The organism is Microbulbifer taiwanensis, assembly GCF_014904815.1.
Lineage (GTDB): Bacteria > Pseudomonadota > Gammaproteobacteria > Pseudomonadales > Cellvibrionaceae > Microbulbifer > Microbulbifer taiwanensis.
Map to the genome: position 1 here is coordinate 173,567 of NZ_JACZFR010000007.1, position 19,964 is coordinate 193,530.

The following is a 19,964-nucleotide window of genomic DNA, read 5'->3' on the forward strand; positions in this document are numbered from 1 at the left end:
TCGTTTGGCGTATAAATCAACTTACTGTTTCCGCAGTCTTAGCAATCCTCACGCATTTGTGATTCTATTCATCGCTCTTGAATATACCGAAATTCGGCATATTGATATTTGGCCTGGCGATTTGTCGGGCGTTTGCCTTTTGGGGCTTTCTTGGGGGAAACATGCAGCGCTTCTATTCAGCGGCTATTCGACCGGCTTTCTATCTTTTTCATTTCCTATTAATGAAACTTCTCTTTTGCCGAAAAAAGACCGCGTTGTTTCCATCCCTCTTGGCTTCGTTCTTACTACTGTGTTCGGCAGTGCTGAGTTCTCCTGCCTCGGCCACCGAGTACAGCATTTACGGTCCCGAGCCTTTCGTGCGCACCTCACTGCTCGTACCGTTGAACGAAAGCCGTCAAATTCCCGCGGCACCTGGCGGCGGCTACCTACTGCGGGTGCAAAACGGTTTTTGCGATGGGGAGTCGAACATACTCAATCAGCTCTTGAGTTTACTGGGACTGAGCGGCGATTGCGTGGGGCCAGTGGGGCTGCTCAGCCAGGTAACCCTCAATGGCGAGGTAGCTGTTTCCGGCCTCGAACTACTGCTATCCGGTGCAGTGATAGAGAAAAGCGTTACTCTGGCTGCGGACAACACGCTGCGTGTAGAGATCGGCGATCTCGTAAACCACGGTCTGGTCGTCGAAATACTGGGCTACGATAACGCGGCACCGCAGATCGAAGCCAACGCGACCCCCCAGCCCAACGCTCACGGTTGGCATAACAGCGATGTGACCGTCACCTTCACTTGTAGCGATTCCGGGGCCGGTGTCCAAAGTTGCAGTGAGCCGGTACTGGTCGATGAAGAGGCTGCTAGTCAACTGATAATTGGCACTGGCGTAGACAATGCTGGCAACACGGCCAGCGTGGAAGTCACCATCAATTTGGACAAGACCCCGCCCTCTGTCGCCATAGTAGAACCTGCCGCTGGTACCGTATTGCTGAACCGACGCGCGGATATCGGCCTCTCGATTTCCGACAATCTGGCCCTGGATGGAGCCTCCCTCTCACTGACCGCCAACGGTGTCGCCCTGGCTGCCGAGTGCACGGTGGACAGCGGCGCAGCAGTCTGTACTCCGCAGAGCGATCTCCCCCTTGGCCAGCTCAACCTGGCAGCCGTCGTTTCCGACCTCGCCGGCAACAGTGCCAGCAGCGAAATCACCCTGACGATTGCTGCCGACAGCGATGGCGATGGCGTTATCGACGAACAGGACCAATGTCCCGGCACCCCCGCGGGCACGCAAGTAGACGATACAGGCTGCGAACCCGGTGGCCAGCTGCCCCCGGACCCGATCGATGTGGCCACACCGATAGACACCACTGGCACCTCCAGCCTCAAGAGCACAACCGAATTTCTCTACACCGGCAGCAACCCGATACAGACCGGCGTGGACCCGGAAACCATAGAGGAACGCCGCGCTTCGGTGATCCGCGGCACAGTGCGGGATAAGGAAAACAACCCGCTGCCCAGCGTCACCATCACCATCAAGGACCACCCGGAATTCGGCCGCACCCTGAGCCGCGAGAGCGGCGGCTTCGATATGGCCGTCAACGGCGGTGGCTACCTGGTGATCAGCTATGAGAAAGAGGGTTTTCTTCCTGCCCAGCGTCGGGTCAAGGCTCCCTGGAATGATTTCGCCCTGGCCGAAGACGTGGTGCTGATCCCGCTGGACAGCCAGGTCACCGCCATCGACCTCACCGACAGCAGCCAGCCCTTCCAGGTGCATCAGGGCAGCCTGCAGGCCGACGAGGACGGCAGTCGCCAGGCCACTATTCTATTCCCGGCCGGTACCACGGCCACAATGACTTTGCCGGGCGGCAGTGTGACGTCCATCGACCAGCTGAGCGTGCGCGCCACCGAATACACCGTCGGCGAAAACGGCCCGGAAACCATGCCCGGCCCGCTGCCGCCCACCAGCGGCTACACCTATGCTGTCGAGCTCAGCGTGGACCAGGCCATCGCCGCCGGCGCCACCCGCGTGGACTTCAGCCAGCCGCTGCCGGTGTACGTGGACAACTTCCTCGAATTCCCCGCCGGCACCATAGTGCCCGCCGGCTGGTACGACCGGGAGAAGGCTGCGTGGATACCCTCGGACAACGGTGTGGTGGTCGAGATCATTGGCGTTGTCGATGGGATCGCCGAGTTGGATGTGGATGGCAGCGGGGTTGCTGCCGATGCGGCTGCTCTGGACGAACTGGGAATTGCCGATGCCGAGCGGCGGCAGCTGGCGCAGCTCTATGAAGTGGGTAAGAGCCTCTGGCGCACGCCCATAACTCACTTTACACCTTGGGATTGCAACTGGCCCTATGGCCCGCCGGAAGACGCGGAGAGGCCAGATGAACCGGAACCCGAAACCGATGAACCGGAATCCGAACCGGATTGCGAAGATGGATCCATTATCGAATGCCAGGGACAGATATTACGTGAGCGGATACCTGTTGCTGGTACATCTTTTACTCTGAACTACCGCAGTGACCGGGTACGGGGGCGGAAGGCTTATGCGGATGTTCAGCTTACAGGGGAGACGATCCCCGCCTCGCTGCAAAGCGTTGTATTGGGAGTATCCATAGCTGGTCGTACTTTTAGTTATGGATTCAATCCACAAGCCAATCTCAGCTATCGCTATGTATGGGATGGGAAGGATTCTTACGGTCGACAACTAACAGGCAACCATAAGGCAACTATCCGTATCGGTTATGTATATGAGGCTGTGTATTATGAGCCGGATGAATTTGAGCGTGCATTTGGGAGGGTTGGCAACGGACCAATTACCCGCTCTGCTGGGGGTGATTCTCTCTCAGCACGTCAGCCAATCATTTTATGGCAATCAAATCAGAGGTTTCTTAAGGCGGCCGATTCTGGAATAAAGGAATTTAGTGGGTGGCAGATCTCTCCTGTGCATCGTTACGATTTGGATAGCCATAACCTTTTGCTTGGAACAGGAAGCTATTTCTCCGCAATAAGACAGCCAGTGTTTGACGGAGTCCTTGGTACTACAGCTGGTAACGGTGATAGAAACTTTAGCGGCGATGGGGGGCAGGCGACAGATGCCAGTTTTGCTTGGCCGCATGGTTTGGATTTTGGCCCTGATGGTAGTTTGTATATTGCGGATTACAGTAATCATAGAATTCGCCGGGTTGATCCTACAGGCGTTGTAACCACTATCGCTGGTTCAGGTGATGGAGGAGCCGATCGTGGATATGGTGGCGATGGTGGGGTTGCGACCGAGGCCCGGCTAAGTGACCCAGAATCTGTAGTCTATGGACCTGATGGTAACGTATATTTTACGGACACCCTGAACAACAGAGTTCGTCGAATTGATTTAAATGGGATTATTACTACTGTTGCGGGCAATGGTATCGGGGGGTTCAGTGGTGATGGCGGACTGGCTATCGAAGCTTCCTTGAATCGTCCCTCAGGTATTGCTTACGGGGATGACGGCAGTCTGTATATTGCAGACAGCTCAAACTATCGTGTCCGCCGTGTTAGCCCTGAGGGCATTATCAGCACAATCGCCGGAATCGGTGAGAGAGGCTTTAGCGGCGATGGAGGACCAGCCACCCAGGCAATGCTGAGTTCTATATCTGGAATTGAACTTGGCGTAAACGGTGATATCTACATTGTAGACCGTGGCAATGACCGCATTCGTCGAATTGGGTCTGATGGCATTATTAGTACAATAGCTGGGAATGGTGCCAATTTGTGGAGGGGGTATGGAGAAGGTCGTTTGGCGCCAGATGCCCAGCTTGTTTCCCCAACAGATATCGCTTTTGGTCCAGATGGTAACCTGTATATTGCCGATATGTGGAATTGGACGATTCGGCGAGTTGGTCTGGATGGAGCTATGGAGACAGTGGTGGGAACACCGCTTACGGACGGCTACAGTGAAGACGGCGTGCTGGCCGCAGAAGCATTCCTTGAAAACCCTTTCGGACTCGCCTTTGCGCCTGATGGTACGCTCTATATTGCGGACCACACGAATAATCGTATTCGCAATGTTAAAATAACAGAATCAGTAGCAGCGGGTAGCCTACTGGTGCCGTCACAAAATGGCTCGGAACAGTACCTTTTTGACATTTCCGGCCGTCACCTGGAAACCCGTAATACCACAACCGGTGCCTTGAGATACCGTTTCCGCTACGATATCAACAACTTGCTAATTCGCATCGAAGACGCCGACGGCAACAACACCATTATCGAGCGCGATCCCGACGGAACTCCACGCGCCATAGTCGCCCCCGACGGCCAGCGCACAACCCTGGCGCTGGACCCCAATGGTTACCTCGCCAGCGTCACCAATCCGGCTGGCGAAAGCTACACCATGGCCTATACCGAAGACGGCCTGCTTACCCGCTTCACCGATCCCAACCAGCACAGCTCCACCATGACCTACGACGAGCTGGGCTACCTGCTTACGGATATCAATGCAGCAGGTGGCGGCTGGACCCTGGAAAAGGAAAGCCTCTCCCCCGGCCAGGAATACCGTATGACCTCCGCCGAGGGCCGCACCACCCGCTACCAGGTAGTGCCACAGAGCATCGGCGGCCGCCTGCGCACTAATATCCACCCGGACGGCACCGAGACAACAACCCTGTTCGGCACGGGCGGCGATGTGATTACGATTGCGCCCGACGGCACCGAGAGCTACCGAAAGCGCGGCCCCGATCCCCGTTTCGGCATGGGCGCTCCGGTCCCGGAAAATGTCACCGTCACCACGCCCGCCGGCCTGGAGCAGGTGACCACTACCAGCCGAAGCGCGGAGCTTGCAGACGAGGCAGACCCGCTGAGCCACACCGCGCTGGGTCAGACGGTCACTATTAACGGGCGCACCACAACGGCTGAGTACGACACCGCAAGCCGCACTTGGCTGAGCGCCACACCCGAAGGGCGCCAGAGCACGACGGTGCTCAATGAAAAGGGCCGCCCGGTATCCCAGCAGTCTGGTGGTTTGGCGCCCCTCGGCTTCGGCTACGATACTCGCGGAAGACTGGTCGCCTCTACTGCAGGCACAGGTGCGGAGCAGCGCAGTGTGGACTACAGCTACGGCTCCGACGGTTTCCTGGAGAGCATCACCGACACACTGCAGCGCACCACCAGCTTCGACTACGACCTCGCCGGCCGTGTCACCCGCCAGACATATCACGACGGTCGCAGCGTCGGCTACCAGTACGACCCCGCCGGCAACCTGACCGCGATCACTCCGCCGGGGCGCGAGGCGCATATATTCAATTACACAGACGTCAACTTGGAGGAGGACTACACCCCGCCGGACCTGGACGGCGCGGAAACCGTAACCAGCTACCAGTACAACAAGGACAAACAGCTGACCTTGGTCCAGCGCCCGGACGGCCGCAGCATCGCCTACGGCTATGACAGCGGCGGCCGCCTCGCCAACCGCACCATCGCCCGCGGCAGCTACGGCTACGCCTACGGAGCTAACACTGGCCAGCTGAGCACTATCACCGCCCCCGGCGGCGGCACCCTGAGCTACACCTACGACGGCTTCCTGCCCTTGTCCGAAACCTGGGGCGGCAGCATCACCGGCAGCGTCTCCTGGAGCTACGACAACAACTTCTGGCTCACCGAGCAGTGTGTCAACACCGACAACTGCGTTAGCTTTGGATACGACCAGGACGGCCTGCTCACCCAGGCCGGCGCTTTTAGCCAGACCCGTCACGCCCAGAGTGGGTTGCTGACGAATGCGGAACTGGGCAACACCACCTCCGAATACGGCTATAACGACTTCGGCGAATTGCTGACAGCGGATAGCGAGGTTTCGGGCAGTGTCCTGGCCAGCTTCGGCTACCAGCGCGACAGTCTCGGCCGTATCGGCAGCAAAGCCGAAACGCTGAACGGCGGCACGGTAATTGAGAGCTACGAATATGATACCGTGGGTCGTCTGAAGTCCGTAACCCGCGATGGCGTGACCACCAGTTGGCAATACGACAGCAACGGCAACCGCACCCACGAAAACGGCCAACAGATCGCCGCCTATGACGAACAGGATCGCCTGCTCATCTACAAAGAGGCCAGTTACAGCTACACCGCCAACGGGGAGCTAAAGAGTAAAGCCGAAAGCGGTGCAGTTACCAGTTACGGCTACGATGAGTTCGGCAACCTGATCAGCGCCAGCTTGCCTGGCGATTTACAGATTGAATACCTGATTGATGGACGCGATCGTCGAATTGGTAAGAAGGTCAGCGGCCAACTGGTTCAGGGATTCCTCTATGGCGACCAGCTCAACCCAGTTGCCGAGCTAGATGGCAGCGGTAATGTAACGGCTCGCTTCGTTTACGGCGAAAAAGCCAACGTGCCTGTCTACATGATCAAAGGCGGTGCTACTTATCGCATTATTAGCGACCACCTCGGCAGCCCTCGGCTGGTTGTCAACGCCAGCACGGGAGAGGTTGCCCAGCGCATGAGTTACGATGCATGGGGCAACATAATCACGGACACAAACCCCGGCTTTCAGCCGTTTGGTTTCGCTGGCGGTATCTACGACCAGCATACCCAGCTGACGCGATTTGGTGCTCGGGATTACGATGCGGAAACCGGGCGATGGACGACTAAGGATCCAATTCGGTTTTTTGGCGGAATAAATCTATTTGCATACTCTTTTTCCGACTCGGTTAACTTTATTGATGTTGACGGATTAGAGGGGGAGACAATAAATAGATCTGGACCGACTGATCAATCTGGACGTTCTGGCCGAACAGGAGGGGCGATATCTGAGCCTCCTGGAGGGAGCAGCGCGCCTCGAACTACAGGGGAGCAAGCTGCAAACAGGGCAGCGAGTAAGATTGTCGAAAAAGTTTCAGGTAAGCTCGCAAAAATCGACCCAAAAACCGGACGAGTGGTTCCAAATCCTGTTGGGTTTGTAATATGGGGGCTTACTTACTCTCCTAAGGTCGGGTGTGCTGAGTTGGACTGTGATGGGGATGGAGTTCCAGATCAAGTTTGGGATGATTCTTTAATGTGCCCGGCGAACTAACCTTCGCTGAGATGGGATGGGTATGTGCTTAAGTTTTAGAGGAAACGGATGAGAGTTAATTATTCAAATAACTTTATCGTAGCGTTTTCAATGCTTCCATCGTATTTTTGCATTGCGTTGCTTGTTTCTAGATTTAATCTTGTTCTATCATTTATCATATATATATCGATTGTTTATTTTTCTGATCTCATTTACAACAAGATGGTTTTGCAAAGGATTAGTGGTGGGGGGGGGAAGGCGTTCTCCTACTGGACATTTACATTACTTCAGTGGCTGATTTTTACTCTTCTGGCATACGTTATTTACAGATTTGGTCAGAATGACACTGATTTAAGCGCAAGAGTTTGAAAATATGAAGAGTAAAGGGGATAAGAATAAAGGCAAATAAGGGGGCGGATCTATTTATGGCGCATATTCTTCTTTGCAATAACGCGGCGGGCTCGTTTTCAGGAAATCTGATGCGATTCTTCATGGTAATGGCTATATCAACGATACTAGCGATGGCTATGTTTTCGCCGGCAAGCCATGCGTCTTCAACATTTGAAGACGCATACTTCCGTCTTGAAGCCAATGTATTTGACAGGAACCTGCTGGGGGAGGTTGTCGAGGAGCTTAATTTGTCCACTGATGGGCTCGATAAGGATCCCTGGATTTACCTGTGCGCATCAATGGCTACACTGGTATCCGGCTACCGGATTGGAGACTGGTATTCCGAAAAAACCTTCGCTCCGGGGGCGGCTGAACGAGCCCTCGATCTTGCTGAAAAGGCGAAGTCTGTTGCCCCGGACCTGAGCCAGGCCCACGCACATTATGCCAGGATATTGATTATCCAGCGTAAGTACAAAATGGCCTGGGAGTCCCTGGGAAAGGCGCACGAGCTGGACCCGAATAGCTTCTACTCCTGGTACTTTAGGGGCATTATTGCCGAGAAAATGCGCGATGCAGGCAGGGCTTCCGGCTATTTTGATGAGGCCGAGCAGCGGGTTGCCTTCGACCACCAGAGGAATCTTATCAATATCCATCGCCAGAAGGTAGCGAGGTTCACAAAAGACTACGCAGAGCAGGAAAAGCTGCTCAAGCAAAATATCGAGAATAGCCCCAATAAATCCACTTATTATGGAAACTATGCGCAGTTTTTGATGGCTCACAAACGCTATGAAGAAGCGGTGGAGTATTGGGAGAAGGCAATGAAAATAGGCCCTTATCCGCATGCAGCCCAAAAGCTCTCAGAGGCCAGGCAGTTGCTTGAATCGGAGTCTTCTTCTGCTAAATGATAGCTGAGTGGCCTGGATGCTCTAGTCGTCGGCTATGAGAGCTTGGCCGATCTAACAAAAATCGAGCCGGGAAGGGCCGTTAGTGGATACCGGCCATTCGGAAAGCTGCCCGGAGGTTGCCGTTGCCCAGGTTTTCGTGAAATGAGGGTTTGGTGGCCGGACGGGGGCTGATCCGGTCCATAGGGGGCTGCCGGCGGTATGGCTTTTTCACACCGGCAGAGGCGTATCGCCTTGAAGTACCGACGCGAATTGGTCCGAGTCGATATTACCGCCGGTAAGAATCACTCCCACTGTCTTGCCGCTCAATGTCTGCGATTCCTGCAGGGCCGCCGCCAGTGACGCGGCCCCGGCGCCCTCCGCGAGGTTGTGGGTACAGGCGTAATAGAGTCGCATGGCCTCGGCCACTTCCCGGTCGCTGACTGCGAGAATCCGGCTCGCGCTTTTCGAGTAGAGTTCAAAGGCCTCTTCGACGGGCGAGCGGACCGCCATGCCGTCGGCGAAAGTACGGGCAGTCGCGGTTTCAAGGATGCGGCCCGCTTCGAATGACTGCTTGGCGGCATCGGCTTCGGTGGAGACGACACCGACGATCTCGGTCTTGAGTTTCAGCGCATCGCGGGCCCGGATCACCCCGCAAATCCCCGAGCCGCAACCGATGGGCACATAGACGACATCCAGCTCCGGCGCCGCGGTGAAGAGTTCCAGCGCGTAGGAGGCCACTCCCGACACGATGCGGGAATGATAGGGCGGCACGATAAACAGGCCTTCGGCATCGGCCAGTCTCGCTGCCTCCGAGCGGGCCTCGTCAAAGTCCTGCCCGAATTCGATGACCTTGGCCCCGAAGGCGCGCATGGCGGTGTTCTTTTCCCTGGAATTGCCGTGGGGCACGACGATTGTGGCCTTTAAACCCATGGCCCCGGCCGCCCTGGCCTGACTCTGGCCGTGGTTGCCCCGCGTTGCCGTGACGATGCCGTTGGCCCCCGGATGCGCTTTCGACAGCCAATCCAGGAAAGTGATGCCTCCCCGTATCTTGAAGGCTCCCGTTGCCGTATGGTTTTCATGCTTGACCCACAGTGTCGCTCCCAGTTTTTCGCACAGCTGGGGCCATACGTATTGAGGCGTAGGTGACATCTGCTGGTAGACGAGCCGGCTGGCCTGTTCGAGCGCCTCCAGTGAATATTCTGACATGATGGCTCCAGGAAAACTGTGGGACGCACAGAATAGTGGATCGCCAATCTGTCTCGCTTTCAAAAATCTGATCTTTAAGTTTTCAGTGAGACAGGTTAAAAAGTACGGGAGCAATCCGTTACGGTTTTCAGGTAGCCATGAGTATTCATCAGGAGCCTCTTCGTACGCTTCACTGTGAGCTGGCCGATATACAGCTGTTGCCGGGGCAGGGATATGCGGCCCGGTTTATCCAGGACAGGCCGAGTATCGGCTTTGCCTTTGAACCCCAGTCCGGGGAGCACGCCGTTGCCACCAGCGCTGTGAGGGCCTTTGCCGCCAGGGCAAACAGTATGGCTTTCCTGCCGGCGGGTTGTGATGTCTACTCGCAATCGGAACAGGGCGGCGAGTATTTGAAAATCACCTTTTTTGAACAGCCAGAAACTGTTCCGGTGGTCGCGCGGGACTTTAACAACCTGATGGATTGCCGTTCAATCAGGGCCGCTCATGCATTGAGACGGATGCTGCTCGGGAGCGACAGGCCGGATGCGTTTGCTCTTGAATACCATATTTTTCAGTTGCTCGGTGTTGCACAGGAAGTATTGCAGTCCGCGCCTTCGGCTACGGTCGTGGAAAAGGGCCTCTCGATTGAGCGGTTGCAGTCGATTCAAACCGTTATTGAACAGCAGCTCGATCGGCCCCTGACGGTTTCCATGTTGGCGAATCACTGCCGGCTTTCCACGGCGCATTTCGCGCGGGCCTTCAGAAAGGCGCTGGGACAGTCACCGCATGATTATGTGATGGACCGACGCATCGCCCGTGCCAGGCGTTGCCTGGGGGTATCTGATAGGAAACTGGTCGATATCGCCATTGAATGCGGCTTTTCTTCCCATGCCCATATGACGGCGGTGTTTCGGGCCCGTTTGGGCGTTGCGCCGAGTGCACTCAGGTGTGAAGCAGCGGGATCGCATTAACCCTGGTGAATAAACCCGCAACCGCCCCATGGCTGCCCTGGCTACCAGCTGTTGCAGCAGGGATGGCTACGCCATCCCGGTCCGCGCAAATCCGCCCTTATCCGTCCAGAAATGATACGATGGCGCCATATCTATCTCGTGTATAAAGTGTGAACTTCTGGACGATTGTGTTGCCTTCTGCTGTTAGGATGGAGACCAACCGGCCCTTCTCGAGGAGGCAAAACCGTGACTCAACTTCTGGATAGCCTGCCGCTCTGGCTGTGGTTTCTGCTGGCGCTGGTGGCATTGTTTGTCGCACGCAAACCGGTGCACCAGGGGGTCTTCGCCCTGGCGCGCTTCTTTCACCAGTCCCTGCGCCTGGGCGCCAATGCGGTGGCGAACGCGGAACAGCGGCTGCAGGATCGCAACCGCGAGGTGCTGCTGGCCGCCGGCCGCGAGGCGGCAGAGCGTCATGTGGAGCGGGAGTTCGACCGCATAGAAGCCACGATGAAGAAGGAGCTGGCACAGTATCCGGCCCTGCACCGCAAGCTGTGTGAACAGCTGACCGCCATCGACGAGGACTATGTGCGCAGCGCCGAGGTGCCGCCGGAGCCCACCAACTGGGCCAAGGCCATCAAGGCAGTGGCGGAAATTCCCGCCAAGAGCGACCCTGTGGTGGGGGATGTATTGGAGACCATCCACCACTCGATGCGCAAGGCGGAGGCCAAGGCCCTGGAGGCCTACCGGGAGTCCGCCCGCGAGCGCCACCAGCTGCTGAAGCGCATGATGCCCAATTGGCGCTCCATGTTGTCCACCCTGGGGCGGGTCAACAAGAGTGTCGACTCGGTGATCCACCGCGCCAAGGTGCTGGACGGCCATATGGAGCGCTACGAGGAAATTGTACAGGGCAGCGACCGCGCCCTGCGCATGCTGTCCTCCTCCTCCCTGGTCCAATTCTTTATTGCTTCCTTTGTGCTTGCCATTGCCGTCGGCGGTGCCCTGATCAACTTTCACCTGATAGCGCGGCCGATGACCGAGATGGTCGGCGGCACCAGCTACATCGGCAGCTTCAAGGTAGCGGATATCTCCGCGCTGGTGATTATCCTGGTGGAAATCACCATGGGCCTGTTTGTGATGGAGTGCCTGCGTATCACGCGCCTCTTCCCGGTGATCAGTGCGCTGAGCGACAAGCTGCGTATGCGTATGATGTGGGCGGCTTTCGTATTGCTGTTTTTCCTCGCCTCGGTGGAGGCCGGCCTGGCCTTTATGCGCGAGATACTGATGCAGGAGGACCTGGCGGTCAGTGCGCAGTTGCGCGGCGGTGAGGTGGAGGCGGCCACCAGCGGCGTCTACTGGATCACCACGGCGGCGCAGATGGGTATGGGCTTTATACTGCCGTTTGCGCTCACCTTTGTCGCCATTCCGCTGGAGAACTTTATTGCCTCGGCGCGCACGGTGATCGGCCTGCTGACCACCTTCTTCCTGCGCATCCTGTCGGTGGTGTTGCGCCTGACCGGTACCGCCGCTCTGCGCACCGGCTCCCTGCTGGTGCGACTGTACGATATTGTGATTTTCCTGCCGCTGTGGCTGGAGAACCTGTATTTCAACTGGCGTGCCGGTTCGGCCAGCGAGGCAACGGCGGAGGAGGCCTGATGAAAAGACTGATAACAATCGCGAGCCTATTGCTGCTGGCCGCCTGCGGCGAGCCGGTGGCGCGCAACCAGGGTGTTTATATGCTGATCGACACCTCCGGCACCTATACCCAGGAGCTGGACAAAGCGCAGCAGGTGATCAATTACACCCTGGCCAGGATGAATCCCGGCGACACCTTTGCGGTGGCCAGTATCAACACCGGCAGTTTCAGCGAGAAAAATATCAAGGCCAAGGTCACCTTCGACGACAGGCCCAGCGTGACCAACAAGCAGAAGCAGGCATTCCAGCAGTCCATACAGCAGTTTGTCGATGAGACTAAGCCCGCCGCCTATACGGATATCACCGGCGGCCTGCTGCAGGCAGTGGAATACCTGAATGAGAAGGAGCCCGGGCGCAAGACCATCCTGATCTTTTCCGACCTGAAAGAAGAGATCAAGGAGGGCTACAACCGCGACGTACCGTTGCAGCTGGATGGCTTCAGCCTGGTCGCCCTGAATGTGACCAAGCTGCGCAGCGACAATATGGACCCCAACGAATACCTGGGGCGCCTGCAGGCGTGGCAGGGCAAGGTGGAGCAGGGCGGCGGCAGCTGGCGGGTGGTCAACGACCTGGAGCGCCTGGAAAAAATTCTTCCCTAGCAGATTATTAGACTATTCACTGTAGGAGCGGCCCATGGCCGCGATCGAATTCCAGAAGAATCTGATAGATCGATCGCGGCCATGGGCCGCTCCTACTATGGGTTTTCTGCAAAACCATATTGGTGATCGATGTTCTGGTTATTCCTTTTCTGTGTAATTCTGCTGGTACTCTGGCTCCACGCCAGATCGCGCCCCGCCCCTCCCTCGCTGCTCAACCTGCCGCAAAAAGACAGTCCACTGGTCATCGCCCACGGCGACGAGGCCGGCAACGGCCTCTACCCGGGCAATACGCTGCTGTACCTGCAGAAAATGGTCGAGCTGGGGGTGGATGCGCTGGAGATAGATGTCAATCTCACCGCCGACGGCCACCTGGTGCTGATACACGATGCGGAGCTGGAGCGCACCACAGATGGTGAAGGTGCCGTCGGGGACAAGACACTGGCGCAGCTGCGCCAGCTGAATATGGGGCACCATTGGACGCAGGACGGCGAGACCTATCCCTATCGCGACCGGCCTCTGCAGATTGTCACCATCGACGAGGCTTTCGCGGCACTGCCGGAGACGCCGATGATCATCGAGTTGAAGAACAGCGAGAGGCGCGCGGCGGAGGTTATGTGCGAGAGCCTGCGCAGGTCGAACAAGCGCAGCCAGGTAATCGTCTCCTCTTTCCACCAGGGCGTGATCAATCACTTCCGTCGCCTGTGTCCTGAAGTCGCCACCGGTGCTGCGACACTGGATGCGATGCTGTTCTTTGCCGCCCAGCTGCTGCACGGGGAAAAACTGCTGCGACCCGCCTACCAGACAATGCAGTTGCCGATGCGCTACTACGGCATCCCGGTTTTTTCCAGGCGCTTTATGTACGCGGCGAGAAGGCTCAATCTGCATGTGTCCGCATGGACGGTTAACGAGGCGGAGGATATGCGGCGCTATATCGACCTGGGGTTGGACGGCCTGGTTACCGACCGCCCGGATAAATTCATGGCGCTTCTCAAAGGCGGCTGAGCATCAATGCGAGGGGCTTTGTTCGAGCCTGGCGCGCAGTACCAGGAGGCCGCCGAGAATAATAATGACAAAGCCGATACTGGCGTGTATTCCGGGCACCTGCCCCCAGATGGCCCAGTCGAGGAGTGCGGCCAGAATGACCGCGGTATAGCGAAAAGGCGAAACCCTGGCCACGCTGGCGTACTGCAGGCCGAGCGTCAGGAAGTAGCTCTGCAACATGGCCGCCGCGCCGAGGGCGACTACTGCGGCCAGTATCACACTGTCGACCAGCCAGGGGCGCAGCATTTCCCGCGGGCTGAACAGGTGCCCCTCCCAATTGCCGATATGGGTGCCGCTCAGTACCCAGACCAGCAGGCACGCCAACAGACCGACCAGCAGCGAATAAAAGGTGGTGCGTTGCTTGGGGTCTGATTCGTTCAGCTGGGCATTGAAGTATATCCGCAGCGCCAGCAGCAAGCCGCCGAGCAGTGCGATCGCTGCCATCGGGTTGAAGATGGCGGCGCCCGGCCGCAATACCACCAACACACCCAAAAACCCTATGGCGATACCCGCCCATACCATCGGCGGCTCTTTCTTGCCGCCCAGAGCGCGTGCGATCAGTGGTGCAAACAACGAGGCGGTATTGAGCAGCAGGGTGGCATCCATCATCGGGATATAGCGCAGCGACAGGTAGTAGCAGAATACCGCGCCTGTCCAGCAGAGGGCGGTGGCGATCTGCTTGGCCGGGTGTTGGGTTTTGAGACCAACTCGGTTGGTGGAAACCAGGTATATCAGCAGGAAGGCCGCGAGCCCCGAGCCCCAGCGCACCACCATCAACAGCTCAGTGGAAAAGCCGTGGGAGGCCCATTTGGCAATGGTGGCCATTATCACCACCATTGTCATGGATAGGGTGGTGTACCAGGCGCCCCGGAGCAATTGTGTTTCTGTCATATCCCGTCGGCTGCGAAGTGGGAGTGTTGACAGTATAGGGGGCGGGCTCGCACTTCCCCCTATCCGCCAATTTCCATCACCTCGCAGCCCGGCCTAGGCCTCTGTGGAGCGGGACAATCTGCGGCCCAGTGACTGCCAGGCGCCGAGCAGCAGCGCGCCCAATTGGGCGAGGGCGCGGGCCAGTTTGCCCGGCTGCCTTTCTTGCGCCATTTCCCCCTCGCGCACCCGGTACCAAGCTGCGTAGAGAGACGGCAGGAACAGCAGCGTCAGCACGGTGGCTACTATCAGTCCACCCATGATCGCCACCGCCATGGGGCCGAAAAAGTCACTGCGCGACAGCGGGATCATCGCCAGTACTGCGGTCAGCGCGGTCAGGGCGATGGGGCGGAAGCGGCGCACTGTGGATTCGACAATGGCATCCCAGGGCGTCAGCCCCTGGGCTATATCCTGCTGTATCTGGTCCACCAGGATGACCGAATTGCGCATGATCATGCCCGCCAGGGCGATGGTGCCCAGCATGGCCACAAAGCCGAACGGCTGGCCGAACAGCAGCAGGAACAGGGTGACGCCGATAATGCCCAGCGGCGCGGTCAGGAACACCATGGTGGACAGGGAGAAGCTGCGCAGCTGCAGCATCAGCAGCGAAAACACCACCAGTACAAACAGCGGCATACCGGCATTGACCGAGTCCTGGCCGCGGGCGGATTCCTCCACACTGCCGCCGACCTCCAGCAGGTAGCCGGGCGGCAATTGTGTGCGAATCTCATCGAGTTGCGGCCAGACCTGGTTGACCACCGTCGCCGGCAGCTGCTTGCCATAGATGTCCGCGCGCACCGTCACCGTCGGCAGCCGGTCGCGGTGCCAGATAACGCCCTCCTCGAAACCGTATTCCAGTGTGGCTATCTGGTTCAGCGGCACCCTCTGGCCGCTGTCGGTCTGCACCGCCAGGTTACCTATCTGGCCGAGGGCGTGGCGCTCGCGCTCATCGCCGCGCACCTGCACGTCGATCAGCTCGTTGTCCTCGCGATACTGGCTGACCGGGATACCGGTCAGGGAACTCTGCAGGGCGCGGGACAGGGAGGCCGAGTCGACCCCCATGGCGCGCGCGCGGGCCTGGTCGACATTCAGCTGTACCGACTTGCTCGGTTCCTCCCAGTCCAGGTGCACATTGGCCACGGCCGGGTTTTTGCGCACCTTTTCCGCCACGGCGCGGGCCAACTCGCGCACCTGCGGAATATGTTCGCCGGACACGCGGAATTGCACCGGGTAACCCACGGGTGGACCATTCTCCAGCCTTGATACCCGCGAGCGCAATGTGGGGAATTCCTCGCGCAGGGTGTCGATCAGCCAGCCGCGCACCGTCTCCCGCTCTTCCACACTGCGCGTCAGCACCACAAACTGGGCGAAGCTGGCCGCCGGCAACTGCTGGTCCAGGGGCAGGTAGAAGCGCGGTGAGCCGGTGCCCACATAGGCCACATAGTTTTCCACCATGTCATTCTGTGCCAGCAGGTTTTCCAGCCGCTCCGCCTGGTACTCGGTGGCCTTCAGCGAGGCGCCCTCGCCGAGTTTCAGGTCCACCATCAGTTCCAGGCGCGCGGAGGAGGGGAAGAACTGCTGTGGCACGAAGCGGAATAACATGATCGAGCCGACGAAAACCGCCAGGGTCAAGACGATTACCGTCTTGCGATGGTGCAGGCACCACTGAACCAGCTTGCGGAAACGGCGGTAGAAGGGTTTGGCGTAGGGGTCGTGTACCTGGCCGCTGCTGTCGCGCTTCGCCAGGTTCGGCAGCAGTTTGTCGCCCAGGTAGGGCACGAAGACCACCGCGGCTACCCAGGACGCCAGCAGTGACAGGGTGACCACCTGGAAGATCGAGCGGGTGTATTCCCCGGTGCCAGACTGGGCCGTGGCAATTGGCAGGAAGCCGGCGGCGGTGATCAGGGTGCCGGTCAGCATCGGGAAGGCGGTGCTGGTCCAGGCGAAGCCGGCGGCCTTGATGCGGCTGAGACCCTGTTCCATTTTGATGGCCATCATCTCCACCGCGATGATGGCATCGTCCACCATCAGCCCCAGTGCCAGCACCAGGGCTCCGAGGGAAATCTTGTGCAGGCCTATATCGAAATACTGCATCAGCGCGAAGGTCATCGCCAGCACCAGCGGAATCGACAGAGCCACCACCAGGCCGGTGCGTGCGCCGAGGGAAAAGAAGCTCACCAGCAGTACTATCGCCAGCGCCTCCGCCAGCACCTGCAGGAATTCGCCCACACCGCGCTCCACTGCCGCCGGTTGGTCCGATACCTTGCGCAGCTCCAGTCCCAGTGGCAGGTCCTGCTGCAGCTCGGCAAAGGTGGCGTCGAGATTCTGACCCAGTTCGAGAATATCGCCGCCGGTCTTCATGGATACGGCGATGCCAATGGCGTCCTCGCCCATATAGCGCATGCGCGGTTGCGGCGGATCGCTGAAACCCCGTTTGATTTCCGCGATATCGCCGAGCTTCTGGGTGCGCCCGTTGGCGGTGATCGGGAAGCGGCGGATTTCATCCACAGAGCGGAACTGGCCACTCACGGTAATGCGCACCCGGTCGCTGACCGTGTCCAGGAATCCGGCATCGGCCACACCGTTCTGCGACTGCAGTGCAGCCTGGACCGTGGACAGCGGAATGCCGAGTGAAGCGAGCTTGGTGTTGGAAATTTCCACCCAGATTTTTTCGTCCTGCAGGCCAAGTAACTCCACCTTGCCCACATCCTTTACCCGCTGCAGCGCCAGCTGCAGTCGCTCGGCGTAGTCCTTTTTCAGTGCGTAGTCGAATCCGGGCCCGGTCAGCGCGTAGATGTTGCCGAAGGTGGTGCCGAACTCGTCGTTGAAGAAGGGGCCGCGGATATCCGGTGGCAGGGTGTGGCGGATATCGCCGACTTTCTTGCGCACCTGGTACCAGAGGTCGGGGATTTCGTCGGAGTGCAAATCGTCGCGGGCAACGAACAGTACCTGGGACTGGCCGGGGCGGGAGAAGGAGGTGATGCGCTGGTAGTCGCCGGTTTCCATCAGTTTCTTTTCGACGCGCTCGGTAATCTGCCGCGATACCTCTTCGGCACTGGCGCCGGGCCACACGGTGTTGACCACCATCACCTTGAAGGTAAACGGCGGATCCTCGCTCTGCCCCAGTTGGGTATAGGAGATGGCACCCAGCAGGCCGAGCAGCAGCATGGCGTAGAGCACCAGCGGGCGGTTTTTCAGAGCCCATTCGGAAAGGTTAAAACGCATGGTGGTTCTTCCTGGCAGTATCGCGCGATTTTTCGGAGTTCAGCGCGGGGCCGGATGGGGAATCACTTTCCGGGACACGCGGTGAAGACATCCCTGTACGCTCTAATCGGCATCCATGCCTCATAAGGTCCCGGAAAGCGATCCCCCATCCGGCCTGGATAGCTCAGTGGTGTAGCAGGAGTTTTTACTGCTGCTGTGCAAAGGATCGGTCGAGATCAATAGGCCGGTTCATGCGGTCCACCGGCCGCACTCGCTGGCCCTCCTGCAGCAGGTGAGTGCCGGCGGCCACTACCCAGTCGTCGGGTTTCAGGCCCGCCAGTACCGGCACCTGTTCCTGGCCGTAGGGGCCGACGGTGACTTCTGTCCTGTGCAGTGTCTGAGCCAGCGGGTCCAGTACCCACACATAGGGCTGGCCGCCGTCGGCGGTAACGGCGGACATGGGTACTTCCAGGGTGTTGCCGTTGCTGCTGGTGTCCACAAATACCCGCGCGCTCTGGCCGAGCTCTGCACCTACGGCGGCATTGTCGAAGGTGACCCGCGCCTCGAAGGTGCGCGATGTCGGGTCGGCGGCCGGGGAGAGTTCGCGAATATGCGCGGGAAAGGGCTGGCCCGGCTGTGACCAGAGTTCCACCGCCAACACCTGGCCCACTTCGAAACGGGCTATATCCTGTTCCGGCAGGTCGATGCGCACCTCGCGCTCGCCGTCCGCAGCCAGTGCGAATATTGCCTGGCCCGCCGCCACCACCTGGCCCGCCTCGGCCTGGCGCCCGGCAATCACACCGTCCCGCGGGGCCTTGAGAACGGCGTAGCCGGCCTGGTTGCGGGCAACGTCGAGTTGTGCCCGCGCCTGTTTGAGCTGCGCGGCGCTGGCGTCGAAGCGGCTCTCGACCGTATCGAACTGGGAGTCGCTGACCAGCTTGCGCTGCAGCAGTTTTCTGTAGCGCTCAAGCTCGCTGCCGGCGAGGCGGTGATCCGCCTCTGCCGACGTCAGTCGCGCGCGCGCGGTGTCCAGCTGCAGGCGCAGGTCTTCGGCATCCAGTTCCGCCAGCGACTGGCCCTGCTTGACCCGGTCGCCGACATCCACCAGGCGCCGATTGATCTTGCCGCCGATACGAAAGGCCAGGTCCGGCTCGTAGCGGGCATGGATCTCGCCCGGATAGACGTCTTTTTGCGCGCCGGCAATTTTCGGCAGCACCATGACAGCCGGGCGCGGCTTCTCCTCTCCGTCCCTGGATTCCGCCGGTGCGCAGGCGGCCAGTGCCAGACAGAGCGGCAGAGCTGCGAGCAGTAGCGATCGGTACATATGCGGGTCCCTTCCCTATATGGGTGAATACAGGCGCCGGCCGTGGCCGGCAATGCTATACTGGTCAGTATAGTAAATATATTAAACTCGTGAGTCCAGTATTTGGAGACCTATGTCTGAGCAGACTTCAGCGACCGCATCCCGCGGCCGCCCCAAGGACCCGGCCAAGCGCCAGGCCATTCTCGACGCGGCCAAGGGCCTATTCCTGACCCAGGGCTTTGCCGGCACCAGCATGGACGCGGTGGCCGCAGAGGCAGGCGTGTCAAAGCTCACCGTGTACAGTCATTTCTCTGACAAGGAGACGCTGTTTACCGCGGCGATCGAGGCCAAGTGCGAGAACCAGATGCCGCTGCCGATCTTTGCGTTGGAGGCGGGGGATTCCATCGGGGAGGTACTGAAGCGGGTTGGTGTGGCTTTCCTGGCGATGATCGACGGCGTGGAGGCCATCAACCTGATGCGGGTCCTGTGTGCGGTGGCAAGCCGCGAGCCGGAGATGGCGCAGTTGTTTTTCGAGGCGGGCCCCCGGCGGACCCTGGGAGAGATGGAGCGGCTGCTGCGCCGGGCTGTGGAGTTGGAGATGCTGCGGATGGAAGACCCCGCAGCTGCCGCGGAGCAGTTCTTCGGCATGCTGATGGGATGCCGGCATATGCAGGTTCTGATCGGCTGCTGCGAGCCGCCCACCGAGAGCGAAATCCGCGAGCGCGTGGATAAGATAGTGCAGCTTTTCCTGCGCGCCTACCGTACCTGAACCGCACCTTGTA

11 protein-coding genes are annotated in these 19,964 nt (G+C 59.0%); 7 read left to right on the forward strand and 4 right to left on the reverse strand.

Features of this window, described 5'->3' with window-relative positions; all coding sequences use genetic code 11:
- Nucleotides 1-161 precede the first annotated feature (161 nt).
- Together IG627_RS02705 and IG627_RS02710 are read left to right on the forward strand one after the other, a co-directional pair.
- Nucleotides 162-7,028, forward strand: coding sequence for an NHL domain-containing protein (locus tag IG627_RS02705; RefSeq protein ID WP_193189645.1), 6,867 nt, complete (start codon nucleotides 162-164; stop codon nucleotides 7,026-7,028).
- A 404-nt stretch (nucleotides 7,029-7,432) separates the two neighbouring features.
- Entirely contained in the window at nucleotides 7,433-8,302 is an 870-nt protein-coding gene (locus IG627_RS02710; RefSeq protein WP_193189647.1) for a tetratricopeptide repeat protein, read from the forward strand.
- A 207-nt stretch (nucleotides 8,303-8,509) separates the two neighbouring features.
- Here IG627_RS02710 and IG627_RS02715 read toward each other — a convergent pair whose 3' ends face one another.
- The gene (locus IG627_RS02715) at nucleotides 8,510-9,487 is read right to left on the reverse strand and encodes a threonine dehydratase (RefSeq protein WP_193189649.1); all 978 of its coding nucleotides are present in this window, start codon (nucleotides 9,485-9,487) and stop codon (nucleotides 8,510-8,512) included.
- A 137-nt stretch (nucleotides 9,488-9,624) separates the two neighbouring features.
- Here IG627_RS02715 and IG627_RS02720 point away from each other — a divergent pair, with 137 nt between their 5' ends.
- The 4 genes from IG627_RS02720 (at nucleotide 9,625) to IG627_RS02735 (ending at nucleotide 13,709) form a co-directional block, all read left to right on the forward strand.
- The gene (locus tag IG627_RS02720; RefSeq protein ID WP_193189651.1) at nucleotides 9,625-10,437 is read left to right on the forward strand and encodes an AraC family transcriptional regulator; all 813 of its coding nucleotides are present in this window, start codon (nucleotides 9,625-9,627) and stop codon (nucleotides 10,435-10,437) included.
- A 225-nt stretch (nucleotides 10,438-10,662) separates the two neighbouring features.
- Entirely contained in the window at nucleotides 10,663-12,069 is a 1,407-nt protein-coding gene (locus IG627_RS02725; RefSeq protein WP_193189653.1) for a hypothetical protein, read from the forward strand.
- Nucleotides 12,069-12,707, forward strand: coding sequence for a vWA domain-containing protein (locus IG627_RS02730; protein WP_193189655.1), 639 nt, complete (start codon nucleotides 12,069-12,071; stop codon nucleotides 12,705-12,707). Before IG627_RS02725 ends, IG627_RS02730 begins: the two co-directional genes overlap by 1 nt.
- Nucleotides 12,708-12,836: 129 nt before the next feature.
- Complete coding sequence (locus IG627_RS02735) at nucleotides 12,837-13,709, forward strand: glycerophosphodiester phosphodiesterase (RefSeq protein WP_193189657.1); 873 nt, start codon at nucleotides 12,837-12,839, stop codon at nucleotides 13,707-13,709.
- A 3-nt stretch (nucleotides 13,710-13,712) separates the two neighbouring features.
- On the opposite strand, the gene IG627_RS02740 is transcribed toward IG627_RS02735, so the two are convergent.
- The 3 genes from IG627_RS02740 to IG627_RS02750 form a co-directional block, all read right to left on the reverse strand.
- Nucleotides 13,713-14,639, reverse strand: a complete 927-nt coding sequence (locus IG627_RS02740) for a DMT family transporter (protein WP_193189659.1) — start codon at nucleotides 14,637-14,639, stop codon at nucleotides 13,713-13,715.
- Between the two features lie 93 nt (nucleotides 14,640-14,732).
- On the reverse strand, nucleotides 14,733-17,900 hold the full coding sequence (locus IG627_RS02745; protein WP_193189661.1) for an efflux RND transporter permease subunit: 3,168 nt from the start codon (nucleotides 17,898-17,900) through the stop codon (nucleotides 14,733-14,735).
- Nucleotides 17,901-18,084: 184 nt separating this feature from the next.
- Nucleotides 18,085-19,203 carry an efflux RND transporter periplasmic adaptor subunit gene (locus IG627_RS02750; protein WP_193189663.1) on the reverse strand — a complete coding sequence of 373 codons (1,119 nt, stop codon included), beginning with the start codon at nucleotides 19,201-19,203 and terminating at the stop codon, nucleotides 18,085-18,087.
- A gap of 112 nt (nucleotides 19,204-19,315) precedes the next feature.
- Between IG627_RS02750 and IG627_RS02755 the strand changes: the two genes are divergently transcribed.
- Nucleotides 19,316-19,951, forward strand: coding sequence for a TetR/AcrR family transcriptional regulator (locus IG627_RS02755; protein WP_193189665.1), 636 nt, complete (start codon nucleotides 19,316-19,318; stop codon nucleotides 19,949-19,951).
- Nucleotides 19,952-19,964: the final 13 nt, after the last annotated feature.